The sequence below is a fragment of the Mucilaginibacter sp. A3364 genome, assembly GCF_059690715.1.
On the sequence record NZ_JCAWED010000001.1, the window covers coordinates 1,437,655 to 1,452,793 of the forward strand.

The following is a 15,139-nucleotide window of genomic DNA, read 5'->3' on the forward strand; positions in this document are numbered from 1 at the left end:
TTTTTAGTAGCCGCACATGGTAAAGTTCTTGTTATATTTTCTCTTTCACGCCCAGCGGAACGCCAACGTCTTTAAAGGCGCGGGTGATCTTTTCAACAGCTTCTTCAATTTGCTCGAAGGTGTGTGTAGCCATTAATGAGAAACGTAGTAAAGATGAGTCTGACGGTACGGCAGGAGATACCACCGGGTTAACAAACACACCAGCTGATTGCAAGTGTTGGGTAACCAGGAAGGTTTTATCATTATCGCGTACGTAGATAGGCAGGATAGGGCTTTCAGTTGGGCCAAGGTCAAAACCTTCTTCCAATAAAAGCTTCATCGCGTAGTTGGTATTATCCCAAAGTTTTTGGATACGCTCTGGTTCAGATTCAATAATATCTAAAGCAGCTATAACGCTGGCAACTGCGCCCGGGGTCATACTTGCACTAAACATCAGTGAACGTGCACGGTGTTTCATGTAATCAATAGTTTCATGATCGGCAGCGATGAAACCACCTAATGAAGCGAATGATTTACTGAAGGTACCCATGATAAGATCCACATCTTTGGTTAAACCAAAATGCGAAGCGGTACCTGCACCTTTATCGCCAATAACACCTAAACTGTGGGCGTCATCAACTAAAATATTTGCGCCATATTTATCGGCTAACTCAACAATTTCAGGTAATTTAACAATATCACCTTCCATGCTGAAAATACCGTCAACAGCAATAACTTTAACAGCTTCTTCTGGCAGCATAGCTAATTTACGCTCCAGGTCGGCCATGTTGTTGTGGCCGTATTTTATAACTTTCGAAAATGATAAGCGGCTGCCATCAATGATAGAAGCGTGATCATATTCGTCTAATATCAAATAATCATTACGGCCCGATACGCATGATAATACGCCCAGGTTAACCTGGAAACCGGTGCTGAATAATACAGCGTCTTCTTTATCTACGTATGCAGCAAGTCTTTTTTCTAATTCAACGTGTATATCAAGTGTACCATTCAAAAATCTCGACCCCGCGCATCCTGTACCATATTTGTCGATAGCTAGTTTTGATGCTTCTTTGATCTTTGGGTGATTTGTTAGACCCAGGTATGAGTTTGAACCAAACATTAACACGCGCTTGCCATCTATAATAACTTCGGTGTCTTGTCCAGACTCGATAGGTCTAAAGTAAGGATATAAGCCTTTCTCCCTGATCATTGCTGCATCTTTAAACTGCGCAATCTTCTCATGTAGTTTTTTAACCATTTATTAACCCTGCTTTAATTTTTTGTAAAAATACCACGAATATGCTTATAACCTATAAGTAGTATGTAATTTTTTTTTCACAACGCGCTTTTAATAGTCAAGTGCATTGCTATTCCCACTCGGCAAATTAATTAAAAATTTTAAATATATGAGGCTACTATTTTTCATTTTTTTTAAAAAAGTACACAAAACCGACTGTGCTTTACGAGTAATGTAGTTGTAGTGTAGTATTAAAGTCAAATTTGTGTTACAGGCTGTATTATGGTTTTTAAATGCCTCATATTCGCATCTTCTTAATTATTTAAGCTCAATAAGTGCAGCCATGCTACCGTTGGCCTGCATTTTGTTTACTCACGATCGTCACGATCTTTCTCTACCGTATGAAAAAAATATATTTGTTACTTGTAGCGGGTGCTACATTAATTGTACCATCTATTTTAAAAGCTCAAACAATCGATAGCATACCTAATGTTATCACCTTAAAACAAAGCATTGCCTTTGCTTTGCGCAATCAACCAAATGTGAGGCAGGCAAACCTGGATGCCCAGATCAACGAAAAGGACATAGGTATTTCACTATCGTCATGGCTGCCGCAAATAAATTCTACCGGGCAATATCAGCATTACTTAAAAGGTACACCTAACGCTGCTGCCGCGGGTATATCGGGCGCCGGATTTACTGAGTTTTCGACGTTAGGGATACAGGCTAGTCAAACCTTATATAATAACGAAGTATCGCTGGCTGCAAAATCATCCAATTATTCGCGTTTGTACTATAAACAGAACGAAGCCAGTAGCCAGATCAGTGTTGTATCTGATGTGAGCAAAGCTTTTTTTGATGTTTTGTTATCTCAGCGCCAGCTTACTATCATTAACGAAAACATTGCCCGCCTGCAGCGCAGTTTAAAAGACGCGCAAAGTAAATACCAGGCCGGTGTGGTTGATAAAATAGACTATAAGCAAGCCACCATAGCGCTTAACAATGAACTGGCTACCCGCAAGGCCACTATCGAAAGTATAAAAAGCAAAATGGCTTTTTTGAAACAGGTGATGGGGGTGAATGCTAATACCAGCTTCACGTTATCATATGATTCTACCCGGTACGAGCAGGAGGCAGGTATTGACACACTGCAAGCCCTAAACGTATCCAACCGCGTTGAATACCAGATGCTGCAAACGCAGAAAAACCTGCGTAATATTAATGTTAACTATTATAAGTATGGTTTCCTACCGTCGTTATCGGCAATAGGTGCTTACAACCTGTTTTATTTAAACAGCGGGATAGATAAACTGTACAGCAATGCTATACCCAATGCTTATGTAGGTTTATCTTTATCGTTGCCGATATTTCAGGGTGGTCGCCGACTTAAAAATTTAAGTAAAGCTAAATTACAGGTACTACGTACTGATCTGGATATTGTAGATCAGCAAAACGCTATTAATACCGAGTACGTGCAGGCGCTTGCCAGATATAAAAGCAACTATACCAACTGGCAAACCTTAAAACAGAACGTAGCCCTGGCAACAGATGTATACAACGTAGTGAGCCTGCAATATCGTGAGGGGATAAAAACCTACCTGGACGTTATCGTATCGCAGGCCGATCTGCGTACCTCGCAGCTTAATTATTACAATGCTTTATTCCAGGTGCTATCCAGCAAAATTGATCTGCAACGCGCAATGGGTACTCTTACTATCGATCAACAATAAACAATGAAAACTTTATCAATAAAACGCATAAATTATACTTTCTCCATGAAAAATAAACATATACTTTGGTTGGCCCCGCTAGTTGCACTTACCTGGGCATCATGTAAAAACAAAGGTGCCGATCAGGCTGCTGCTTTGCCGCCTACGCCGGTAAACGTATCCGAGGCTCAAACCGCGCCTACTGTTTATTATGATCAATACACTGGTACCGTAGTTGCTATTAACAATGTGGAGTTACGCAGCGCGGTAACAGGTTTTATTACCGGTATATTTTTTAAGGAAGGTGAAATAGTACAACAAGGTAAAACTTTGTATGAGATAGACCGCCGTAAATACCAGGCGGCATATAACCAGGCGCAAGCCAACGTTTTAAGCGCGCAAGCCAACCTGGCCAAAGCGCAGAAAGATATCGACCGCTATAACATGTTATTGAAGAACGACGCCGTTGCCCGCCAGACTGTCGACCAGGCTACTGCTACTTACGAGATAAACAAAAGCCAGGTTGAAGTTGCCAAAGCAGCTTTGGCCAGCGCTAAAACAGATCTTTCTTACTCGCTGATAACCGCGCCGTTTAAGGGCCGTATAGGTATATCTCAGGTTAGATTAGGGGCGCAGGTTAGCCCGGGCACTACATTATTAAATACCATATCTACAGAAAATCCTATAGGTGTTGACGTAGTAATCAATGAGCAGGATATTAACCGTTTTTATGATCTGCAGAGAAGAAGCACTGATTCAACATTCCGCTTGCAATTGTCAGACGGTACGGAATATGCCAAACCGGGTAAAGTACTTATCGTAGATCGTGGTGTGAATAGCCAGACAGGTACTATTAAAGTGCGTATTCAATTCCCTAACAACGATGGTGTTTTAAGGGATGGTATGAGCACGGTATTGCGCGTATTGAACAATCAATCGGGTAACCGTGTACAGGTACCATTTAAAGCCGTTACCGAGCAGATGGGCGAGTTCTTTGTGTTTGTATCGCAGGATACCATCGCGAAGCAACAAAAGGTAGTATTAGGCCCGCGTGTGGGTGATAACGTAGTAATAATGGATGGCCTTACCCAGGGCCAGAAAGTGGTAACCGAAGGCTTGCAACGCTTACGCGATGGTGGCAAGATAGTTTTGGGCGATCCGTCGGCAGCGCCGGCAGGGCAAAAACCACAGGCTAAATAAACCGGGTACAGTACTAAATAAACACTACTAATGATAGCAGAAACTTTTATAAAACGACCGGTTACCGCCATAGTTATATCAATAGTTATAATTGTTGTGGGTATACTGGCAATGGCTAGTCTGCCGATCGGCCAATACCCCGAAATTACACCGCCCACCGTCCAAATTACAGGTAACTATACCGGTGCAGATGCCTTAACGGTTGAACAAACCGTGGCTACCCCGGTAGAGATACAGGTGAACGGTACCCCGGGCATGACCTACCTGCAAAGTAACAGTACCAGCAATGGCGCCATGAGCATGACCGTTAACTTTGAAGTAGGCACCGATATTAATATAGCTGCGCTTGATGTGCAGAACCGTGTTGGTATTGCCACCCCAACCTTACCGCAGGAAGTACAGCGTTTGGGCCTTACCGTACGTAAACGTAACCCGAGCATATTAATGCTGGTAGCCATGTATTCGCCTAAAGGCACGCATGATGTAACGTTTACCGACAACTATGCCAACATATTTGTACGCGACGCGCTGTTACGTACCAAAGGCGTGGGCGACGTATTTACCCGTGCGGATGATTTTAGTATGCGTATATGGCTTAAGCCGGATAAACTGGCAGCCTTGGGCATGACCGCTGCTGATGTTACACAAGCCCTGCAAGAGCAAAACGCGCAGGTTGCCGCCGGTACTGTAGGTTCAACGCCGCAGCAAAAAGGACAATCTTTCGAGTATTCGGTATTGGTGCGCGGCCGTTTGTCAAAAAAATCAGAATTCGAGAATATCATCGTGCGCACACAGCCGGGTAGCGGCTCAGTGGTGCATTTAAAAGATGTTGCCCGTATTGAGCTGGGTAAGTTTAACTATGCCGGTAACTCATACGTTGATAACAAGCGTGCATCATACCTGCTGGTTTACCAGGCACCAAACAGTAACGCACTAGAGACAGCCGAGAACGTTGTGACCACCATGGATCAGCTTAAAAAAACTTTCCCGGCTGATGTGGATTACATTGTACCGTTCGAATCGGCAACTGTGGTGAGGGTTTCTGTGCATGAGGTGGTGGAAACATTGATCATCGCATTGATATTGGTAATTGTGGTAGTGTTCCTGTTTTTACAAAGCTGGCGCACTACGCTTATCCCGGTATTGGCTATCCCGGTATCTATTATTGGTACGTTCATCTTTTTTATACCACTGCACTTTACCATTAACACCTTAACGCTATTTGGTTTCGTGTTAGCTATCGGTATTGTGGTGGATGATGCCATTGTGGTGGTAGAGGCCGTTCAACATTACATGGATGAAAAAGGCATGTCGCCGGTTGAAGCAACGCGCCATGCAATGCAGGACATTTCGGCGCCGGTTATCGCCATCGCATTGATCCTGGCAGCGGTATTTGTGCCGGTAGGTTTTGTGCCGGGTATTGTGGGCAGGCTTTACCAGCAGTTCGCGATAACTATTGCTATATCGGTCTTAATATCGGCTTTCGTGGCACTTTCATTAACGCCTGCCTTATGTATCTTGATATTAAAACCACACAAGCTTGATGAAAAATCAAAAGGCCTGGATAAATTCTTCTTCAGGTTTAACAACTGGTTTGAACGTGTTACAGGCAAATACCGTAATGGTGTACATAAGGGTATCAAAAACTCAAAATTTGTAGTTATTATCCTGGTGTGTATTATTATAGGCACCGTCATAATGTTCGTCAAAAAACCAACAGGTTTTATCCCGGTAGAGGATGAGGGGCGTTTGTACATTACTTATGATCTTCCTGAAGCATCATCAACCGAGCGTACTGTAGCCGTATTAAAAGGAGTAATGAGCACGTTGGATAGTATCCCCGAAGTGGGCCACTATGCAGGTTTGGGCGGTTTGAACGTAGTGAGTTTCGCTACCAAATCAAATAGTGCTACCGTGTTTGTGCAGCTTAAGCCATGGGATGAGCGTAAACGTACCTCGTTGGAATTGGTGCCAATCATTCAACAAAAATTAGCCAGGTTTAAAGAGGCCAGCGTGGTGGTAATTCCTCCGCCGGCTATACCGGGTTTAGGTAGTACTGCAGGTTTCTCATTCATATTGGAAGAAAAACAGGCAGGTGGCGATATCAAAAACTTTGAAGGTGCCTTACAGGGCTTCATAGCTAAACTGCGCGAGCGTCCTGAAATAGGCAAAGCCTTTTCATTTTTTACCGCGCGCACACCGGCTTACCAATTAACTATTGATAGAGAGAAAGCTAAGCGTTTGGGTGTTCAATTATCTGACGTAAACAATGCTTTACAGGTTTACATGGGTAGCTCGTACATAAACGATTTGACACTTTACGGCCGTACCTTTAGGGTAATGGCGCAGGCCGATACAAATTACCGTACCAATATCCAGAATATAGGGCAGTACTTTGTCCGTAACTCGGCGGGTACTATGGTGCCATTAAGCACGCTTACTAGTTACAAGATTATTGAGAATGCGCCATTGATCACGCACTTTAACCTGTTCCGCTCGGCCGAGGTTAGTGGTAACGCCGCGCCTGGTTATAGTAGTGGTGACGCTTTGAAAGCGTTGGAAGAGGTGGCGGCAGAATCATTGCCGCAAGGTTTTGGTTATGAGTTTTCGGGTCTGAGCCGTGAAGAGAAGTTAACCGGTTCAAAAACGGTTTATATCTTCCTGTTATCGGTAGGTTTTGTGTTCTTGTTCCTCGCTGCTTTGTACGAAAGCTGGTCGGTGCCGTTCTCGGTATTGCTGGCGGTACCGTTGGGTGCACTGGGTGCTATTTTGTTCCTCATCATACAACCTGGGCTTGATAACAACGTTTATGCGCAAATTGGTTTGATAACGTTGATAGGTCTCGCCGCTAAAAACGCCATCCTGATCGTTGAGTTTGCCAAGGAAAGGGTAGACCGCGGCATGGAATTGGAAAAAGCTACGTTGGAGGCCGTTCGCCTAAGGTTAAGGCCAATCATCATGACCTCGCTGGCATTTATATTAGGTGTATTACCATTATTGTTTGCATCAGGCGCAGGCGCCGTAGCGCGTAGAACTATCGGCTGGACAGTATTTGGTGGTATGTTGGGTGCAACTTCACTGGCCATATTTATAGTACCGGTGTTATTTTACCTCATCACTAAGTTCGCCTACGGCAAAGAAAAACTGGCTGAGCTTGAAGCGAATTTTGATGCAGATGCCGAGATAAAAGAACATTAATAGCTTGTTACTTTATTTTTAAGGCCTTTAGCTAAGCTAAAGGCCTTATTTTTTGCCTGTTGTTAAATGAAATTTTGATGAAAAGCACCGTTTACCATACAAAATCGACTACAAAAAAAGGCATTTGTTACCTCGTATACCGTTTAGGTTTTTGGTCTGCCACAAGTATATTATCGATTTATTTACAACAGGAATGTTACACTGATAATCAGTGCTTTTGCTCGTTGGGTACAGCAAACTCGACTGGTCGACTCATCTAAACTAAATGTTAAAGTTGTATAGTTTTTGGCACACTGGCAAAGTATTTGTTTAGGAGGGGATATATGAACATTTACTTAAATAATAACACAACAATGAAAAAGTTAACAAAATTAGCTGCTGCAGCTTTAACCGGTGTGGCTCTATTAATTGGAAGCAATGCAAAAGCACAATCTACAGATTCAGATAGTAAATTACGTTTTGGTATAGGCGCAGAAGTAGGTGTGCCTACAGGTAATGCGCATAGCGGCTCAAACATTGCAGCCGGTGCAACTGCCCGTTTGCAATACGGTGCCGATGAAGGCCTGGCCTGGACTTTAACTTCAGGTTACTATAACTTCTTTGGTAAAAATTATACCGTAGGCGGCACAACTGTTAATGGAGCCGATTTAGGTTTAGTACCGGTAAAACTGGGTGTTAAAGGCTTTTTTGCCGATAACCTGTACTTCGGTGCTGAAGCCGGTGCCGGTTTTGAAACCAAAGGTTTTAAAGACACTAAACTGATCTTAGCGCCAGGTATTGGTTTTGCTAATCAAAGCTGGGATGTTGCTGTACGTTACGAGAATTTCTCAGGCCAAAGCAATAACTATGGTTTGGTAGGTTTACGTATAGCTTATGGCTTTAAATTGTAAGCTTAGCTAAACAATGAAAATTTAAGAGCCCGTATCATTTTGATACGGGCCTTTTTTTTATGATTACTTTAAATCTACCGGGATTATATAACTCAATCTAGCGGGTTTTCCTTTTAGTATCGCCGGTTTCCACTTAGGTGAAAGCTTGATAAGCTTAAGGGCTAAATCATCGTAATTTTTAGAGACCCCACGTATAATTTTCCCATTATTTAGATACCCGTTTTTTTCAATAATAAAGCTTACGAATATACGCCGACGTTTGTCACTGGTTTTATTTGCGATTAAGCTGAAATATTTCCGCAGCCCTTCATCACCTCCTTTAAACTCCGGGCAACTATCAAACACAATATTGTATATAGCGCCCTGTTTATTTTGCCCAATGTTAGTATCAATGCGTTGTTTTACTGTTGAACAGCTTGTATAGATGGTCGTATCGCTTTTTTGAGCTTTGGCTACACCGATGTATAGAAACAGGCAGGTAATTAAAATTTTCATGCTTTTTTCAAAGGCATTTCGCCCATCTCTAATACCAAAGTGCCACCATTGATCAACTCTTGGTGTGAAAACCATAACTTATCTAGTTTCCGTCCATTCATTTTAGCTGATTGAATGTACTTTTTGCTGCGCGAACTGCCATTGGCTATCAGCGTGAAAACTTTACCATTCGGCAGATCAATAGTTACCTTGGTAAACAGCGGACTGGTAATGGTATACATAGGCGATCCGGGTTTAACAGGGAAGAAGCCCATCGCGCTAAAAGCTACTACCGATGACATAGAGCCGCCATCCTCATCCCCACAAACACCTAATACGTTATCCTTAAAATAAACATCCAGTATAAAACGTGTCCACTTCTGCGTTTTCCAGGGCGATTTGGTGTAGTTGAAGAAGTAAGGTATCTGGAAGGAGCACTGGTTACCCATCGCAAACTGTCCGATCAGGCCCGTCATATCCGGAAATTTGTTTAGGAAAACGTTCCGGCTGCTACCCAAACCTTCCCGGAAAAGCTGATCAAGTTCGGCCTCAAACTTATCGCTACCGCCCATCAACTCCATCAGGCCTTCAATATCATGCGTAACGCCCCATTTGTAGGTGTAGCCATTGTTTTCGTTATAATAAGATTGCCCTACCATTTTAGGGTCAATGTTTACCCAATCGCCCTTGTCGTCCTTAGGCATAAACAATGTTTTATCCTTGCTCCATAGGTTTTTGTAGTTTTTAGCTTTTGGAGCGTATCTGTTAGCGGTAGCTGTGTCGCCCAATTCACGTGCTAATTCACTAACCGCCCAGTCATTATAACTAGCCGCCAATGTAACCGCTACTGCCGAGCGCGAACTGCGTTTGGCTACGGCTATCGGGTCATTCTCCACTTCCCCTATCTTCAGGGCAGGGTAGTAGCCTTTAGCGTGATAAAAATCTTCAAGCGCGCCTTTAGGGCCGTTTGTTGATGCCAGCATGGTTGCTTGCTCGGCATTTTTTAACATACCTTCCAACGCCTTCTTATAATCAAAGTTTCGGATGCCTTTACGATAAGCATCCAAAAACATTACTGCTGAATAAAAACCAAACATGCCGGGCCTGTCGCCAAACACTTTAGGGTACTCGGGCATCCAGCCGCTTTGCTCATACATATTTACGTACGATTGCAGCATGTCGCCTTCCTGTTCGGGGTGCAGTATAGCGCGTAGCGGATGCTGGGCAATATAATTGCCCCAGGTATAGTCGTCGGTATACATCTGGCGCTTGTCCTCGTGCACATTATTATCATAACCGCTAAAGTATTTGCCGCCACTTTCGGTGATGTTGAACATGCGCACGTAGCTTCGATAAAGTGCGGTATAAAATGTACGACGCTGGCCAACTGTGCCGCCTTCAACTTGTATGCGGTTAATATTTTTGCTCCAGATGGCTTTGCCTTGTGTGGCCAACTGGTCTAACGTTACGGTTTTAAATTCTTCGTCGTAGTTCTTTTTAGCTTGTTCGGGGCTGATGAATGATACGGCGAATCTAAATTCCTGTACATCTGCATCGGCTTTGCTATAAGTTGCAGTAATTCGTTCGCCCTCCATCATTTTAGGAGTAGGCAGTGCACCTTGCACCGTATAAGTTCCCCAATCTTTGTCGCCTTTTGATTTTTTAGTTTTAGGCTTGCCCGAAAAAGTGCCATACATATAAGCTGTGCCTTTTTGCGCGTGATTGTTGTTCAATACAAACTCGGTGCCCGTAACGCTGTTATCACCAGCTATATCATATAAACCATTCTCATAACAATGCGTAAGCAAAATAAGCTTTTCAGTCCCCTTCGGGAACTTAAAACGATAAATGCCGCCGCGTTTACCTACACTATGCTCTACGCGAATACCCTGATCGATCAACGTTGTAGCATAATACCATGGGCGGGTAATTTCCATATCATGGTCATAGGTCATGCGGTCATTCCAATCCGTATCCTTAAGCGCCGGGCGAACCGAAAAGATGTATTGTGGAGTAATTACGTTAAGCGATAACAGGGCGAAGCCCGAGATCTGATCATCCAGATAATCCTGTCGGCGTGGATGTGTGCGTACCATTTGATTAGGCAGGTGTACAACTGGACGGTTAGTATTTAGTAATGGTGCTATATTACCAATAGTTGGATCGATATACTGCAGATAATCTGTTTCGGTTTTAGCAGCCTCGGTTTCAGGTTGTACGTCTGATGCTTTTAAATTGGTTGGGATAACCGCAGCAGCAGCCAGCACACCACCGGCCTGCATAAATTTACGGCGCGAAAGGCCGTTTTTATCTTCGCTCATATAATGGGTTTATATTGGATCAAACTTATCTATCAATTCAAAATTGATGGGGACGCTGTACAGTACACGCACGGGTTGTCCCTGGTGAATGCCGGGTTTCCATGGCTGAAGTTTTTTTACAACACGCATGATCTCTTTGTTCTGTACTTCAGAGATACCATGAATGATCTTCAGGTTACTCAGGCTGCCGTCTTTTTCAACCACCATAAAAACAGTGACCAATCCTTTGCGGGCATTCATACGGTCGTCAAAAGTATAAGGGATACGCTTAATACGGTTGTAAAAGCGTTTCATACCGCCCGAGTATTCGGGCATCACGTCAATATCATGCGTAAAAATTTTATCCTCACTGATATGAGAGATAGTAGCCAGGTTTTGCGCCTGCAGTTTCAGGGCAAATGCGGCAGCGAACAGGAGTAGCCACAAAGTTTTCATAAAGCCTGAATATTGGTTTACCGTTTTGATGGTTTGTAATATCCTAAGCTACAGAATTTTTTGAGGAAACGTATTTTGTTGTAAAAAATGATACGAAGTGAATGTTGCTAACGGAACACAACTGGTAATATCTGTACAACCCTAACTTTTATGCCATTTTGCATACCGGGCACCCACTTGGGCGAATTACTAATCACCCTAATAGCTTCTTTGTCGTGTTCCTTCGATAAAGACCTGATTACTTTCACATCTGTCAAACCTCCATCTTTTTCCACAACAAAATAAACATACACTTTACCGCTACTATGATCATTGACTGAATAAGTCATATTATCTTCCAGATATTTATTCAATTTGCTCACACCTCCCGGGAAAGAGGGCGGCACTTCAACTGTGCTAAAAAGAAGGTTGGCAGTATCTCTTACAGTAGTTTTTTCCTGGGCACTGGCCCGCAAACAAATGAAGCTGATGATCAGAATTAAAGTGATTTTTTTCATAGTGGGTTTAATACTCTCTCACCATCAAATTATCGGCAAAATCACGCAGGTATTGTTTGTTTTCTTCAGGCAGATTTATCTTTTCAAGCGCATCAAAAGCTTTATCCGCATATTGATGCATAGTGGCTTCGGCTTGTTGTTTAACTTGCGTGGCATCGTAAATAGCCGTTACCGCCACTATCTTTTCCTGCGCATCAAACTCCTTTGCGGTAAACCATTGGTTTAATTGCTGTTTCTGTTCAGCGTTAGCTAATTCTAGCGCCTTAATTTGCAGGTATGTTTTTTTGTTGGAGATGATATCGCCGCCAACCTGTTTGCCAAATTTTTCAGGGTCGCCGTAAACGTCCAAAATATCATCCTGTAATTGGAAGGCGAGGCCAATATTTACGCCAAATTCATCCAGCAGATCCGCGTCTTTTCTATCGGCATTGCCAATAAGGGCGCCTATTTTTAAAGCACCACCTAAAACTACAGCCGTTTTAAGACGTATCATGTTGATGTACTCGTCGATCTTCACATCATCACGCACTTCAAAATCCATATCCAGTTGCTGGCCTTCACAAACGCCCACGGCGGTAGCATTAAAAATATCCAGTATGGTGCGCAGCAAATGGTCCTCAACCTGCATCATCAGCTTATAACCTTCTATCAGCATCACATCGCCGGATAGGATAGCCACGTTCTGATTCCAACGCTCGTGCACGGTTATTTTACCACGGCGCAGCGGAGCATTGTCCATAATGTCATCATGCATCAGCGTAAAGTTGTGAAACACCTCAATAGCCAGGGCAGGGGGCAGGGCTTTCTCTACATCGCCGCCAAACAGGTCGCAAGCCATCAGCAGAAGGGCTGGGCGCATGCGTTTACCGCCAAGGTCAAGTATATATTCTATCGGGCGGTAAAGTTCGGCCGGGTGGGCCGGGTAAGCCATTTTCTGAACGGCGTTTTGTATCAGTAACTGTAGTTCGCTAAGTTCTCTCATTATGTGTTTTAATGACCAATTGTGCGCGCAATTAGTCTTGTATCAACGAAAAATCTATCTGTTTTTTGGTCAGGTCCACATTTTTTACGCGGATAGTAACCTCATCGCCAAGGCGGTACACCTTCTTTTTACGTTGACCGATGATGGCATAGTTTTTCTCGTCTAAAGTATAAAAATCGTCAGATATATCGCGCAGCCTGATCATACCCTCGCACTTGTTTTCGATAATTTCAACATACATACCCCACTCGGTAACACCCGAAATAACGCCGGCATATTCTTTACCAACCTGATTTTGAAGATATTCGGCTTGCTTGTATTTAACCGAAGCACGTTCGGCATCCGCCGCTTTTTTCTCCATTTGCGAGCAATGCTGCGATAGCTTTTCGTAATGTTCGGCATTAACCGATTGGCCGCCGTCCAAATAATGCTGTAACAAGCGATGTACCATTACATCCGGATACCGGCGAATAGGCGAGGTGAAGTGCGTGTAATGATCAAAAGCCAGGCCGTAGTGACTGCTGCTTTTGGTGGTATAAATAGCCTTGGCCATTGAGCGTATGGCCAGCTGCGTTAATACGTTTTGCTCTTTTTTACCTTCCACATCTTCCATTAAAAAGTTAAGCGAGCGGGCAGTTTCTTTGTCAGATTTGGTGTTGATCTTGTAACCAAATCGAGAAGCGAACTGCGCAAAGCTGGCCAATGAATCAGGTTTAGGCGAGTCGTGCGCGCGGTATACAAACGTGTATTTGTGCTTGCCTTTACCTTTTTTGCTTACAAACTCCGCCACCTTGCGGTTGGCTAACAGCATGAAGTCTTCAATTAGTTTGTGCGCGTCTTTACGCTCTTTAACGTACACGCCGGTGGGTTTGCCCTTATCGTCCAGGATAAATTTAACTTCGGTAGTTTCAAAGCTGATGGCGCCTGCTTTAAACTTACGTTCGCGAAGCTTATAGGCCAAAGCGTTTAGTATATGAATTTGTTCTTTAAAGTCGCCTTCGCCGGTTTCAATAACCTGCTGTACCTCTTCGTATGTAAAGCGACGATCAGAATGGATCACCGTTTTGCCGAACCATTCGGTAATAACGTTCGCGTTTTCATCCAATTCAAACACTGCAGCGAAGCACAATTTGTCTTCATGCGGACGCAATGAACATAATCCATTCGATAAGCGCTCAGGCAACATCGGTATTACTCTGTCAACCAAGTAAACCGACGTAGCACGGTCAAAAGCTTCCTTATCCAAAGCCGAGTCAGGAATGATATAGTGCGATACGTCGGCAATGTGAACGCCTACTTCGTAATTGCCATTCTCCAATTTTTTAAATGATAAGGCATCATCAAAATCCTTAGCATCAAATGGGTCGATGGTGAAAGTTATGGTATCTCTGAAATCGCGGCGTTTAGCAATTTCCTGTGGCGTGATATCTGCCGGGATCTCCTCCGCATCATGCTCAACATCTTTAGGGAATGATAGCGGGAAACCATATTCCGCCAGGATAGCGTTCATCTCGGTGTCGTTCTCGCCCTGGTTGCCCAGTACATGTTTTATACGACCTACCGGGTTTTTGGCGCCGCTTGGCCAGTCAGTAATTTCGGCTACTGCTTTAATGCCGTTCTTGGCGCCGTTAAGAGCCTCCATCGGGATGAAAATATCGTGCATCATTTTACGATCATCCGGCAGGAAGAACGCGTAACGATCAGACATTTTTACAATGCCGGTAAACTCCATTTTGGCGCGCTGCAATATCTCTATCACTTCGCCTTCCTTGCGTTTGCCGCGGGTTTTGGCGTATACGTAAACTTTTACACGGTCGCCGTTTAGCGCGTTACGTAGTTTACGCGGGGCCACGAAAATGTCGGTTTCGTCCTCGTCATCTGTTACAATAAATGCCGATCCGTCGTTAGTCAGATCAACTTTACCTTCAACAAATGTTTTTAATTCTATCAATTGGAATTTGCCCGGTGAAACCTCTTTCAAGGTTTGTTTAAAGGCTTCTTCTTTTAAAATATCGAGTATGGTATATCTGTCTTCCGGATCGCGCACATTTAGTTTAGCTGATACCTGGCGGTAATTAAGAGGTGCATTGCCATTTTGCTCAAAAATATCCAATACCAGTTGGGTAAGAACCTGGTTTATTGATGAACTTTTTTTCTTTTTGTTAGACATATGGTAAATGTATTTACGCGAAGATACAGGTTTTTTAGCTGGAT

The 15,139-nt window shown here is 43.5% G+C and carries 11 protein-coding genes; 4 read left to right on the forward strand and 7 right to left on the reverse strand.

The genetic code is table 11. From position 1 onward, the window contains the following. Nucleotides 1-31: 31 nt before the first annotated feature. A complete protein-coding gene (gene spt / locus AC59JT_RS06370) occupies nt 32-1,240 on the reverse strand; it encodes a serine palmitoyltransferase (protein ID WP_497396925.1) in 1,209 nt (402 codons plus the stop codon). A gap of 380 nt (nt 1,241-1,620) precedes the next feature. Here spt and AC59JT_RS06375 point away from each other — a divergent pair, with 380 nt between their 5' ends. From AC59JT_RS06375 to AC59JT_RS06390, 4 genes are all read left to right on the forward strand, one after another. Beyond that, nucleotides 1,621-2,949, forward strand: a complete 1,329-nt coding sequence (locus AC59JT_RS06375; protein WP_497396927.1) for a TolC family protein — start codon at nt 1,621-1,623, stop codon at nt 2,947-2,949. Nucleotides 2,950-2,952: 3 nt separating this feature from the next. Then, a complete protein-coding gene (locus AC59JT_RS06380) occupies nt 2,953-4,128 on the forward strand; it encodes an efflux RND transporter periplasmic adaptor subunit (RefSeq protein WP_497396929.1) in 1,176 nt (391 codons plus the stop codon). Between the two features lie 30 nt (nt 4,129-4,158). Next, entirely contained in the window at nt 4,159-7,326 is a 3,168-nt protein-coding gene (locus tag AC59JT_RS06385; protein ID WP_497396931.1) for an efflux RND transporter permease subunit, read from the forward strand. Nucleotides 7,327-7,679: 353 nt separating this feature from the next. Continuing rightward, nucleotides 7,680-8,216 carry a hypothetical protein gene (locus AC59JT_RS06390; protein WP_497396933.1) on the forward strand — a complete coding sequence of 179 codons (537 nt, stop codon included), beginning with the start codon at nt 7,680-7,682 and terminating at the stop codon, nt 8,214-8,216. 63 nt (nt 8,217-8,279) lie between these two features. Here the strand turns inward: AC59JT_RS06390 and AC59JT_RS06395 are convergent, their stop codons facing one another. The 6 genes from AC59JT_RS06395 to rnr form a co-directional block, all read right to left on the reverse strand. After that, nucleotides 8,280-8,711, reverse strand: coding sequence for an energy transducer TonB (locus tag AC59JT_RS06395; protein ID WP_497396935.1), 432 nt, complete (start codon nt 8,709-8,711; stop codon nt 8,280-8,282). Continuing rightward, on the reverse strand, nt 8,708-11,011 hold the full coding sequence (locus tag AC59JT_RS06400; protein ID WP_497396937.1) for a GH92 family glycosyl hydrolase: 2,304 nt from the start codon (nt 11,009-11,011) through the stop codon (nt 8,708-8,710). The genes AC59JT_RS06395 and AC59JT_RS06400 overlap by 4 nt, the downstream gene beginning before the upstream one ends. Nucleotides 11,012-11,020: 9 nt before the next feature. Further along, nucleotides 11,021-11,446: an energy transducer TonB gene (locus AC59JT_RS06405; RefSeq protein ID WP_497396939.1), complete on the reverse strand. Its 426-nt coding sequence runs from the start codon at nt 11,444-11,446 to the stop codon at nt 11,021-11,023. 107 nt (nt 11,447-11,553) lie between these two features. Next, nucleotides 11,554-11,943, reverse strand: a complete 390-nt coding sequence (locus AC59JT_RS06410) for an energy transducer TonB (RefSeq protein WP_497396941.1) — start codon at nt 11,941-11,943, stop codon at nt 11,554-11,556. A 7-nt stretch (nt 11,944-11,950) separates the two neighbouring features. Then, nucleotides 11,951-12,925 carry a polyprenyl synthetase family protein gene (locus AC59JT_RS06415; protein ID WP_497396943.1) on the reverse strand — a complete coding sequence of 325 codons (975 nt, stop codon included), beginning with the start codon at nt 12,923-12,925 and terminating at the stop codon, nt 11,951-11,953. Between the two features lie 31 nt (nt 12,926-12,956). Next, a complete protein-coding gene (gene rnr, locus AC59JT_RS06420; RefSeq protein WP_497396945.1) occupies nt 12,957-15,095 on the reverse strand; it encodes a ribonuclease R in 2,139 nt (712 codons plus the stop codon). Between the last annotated feature and the right edge of the window lie 44 nt (nt 15,096-15,139).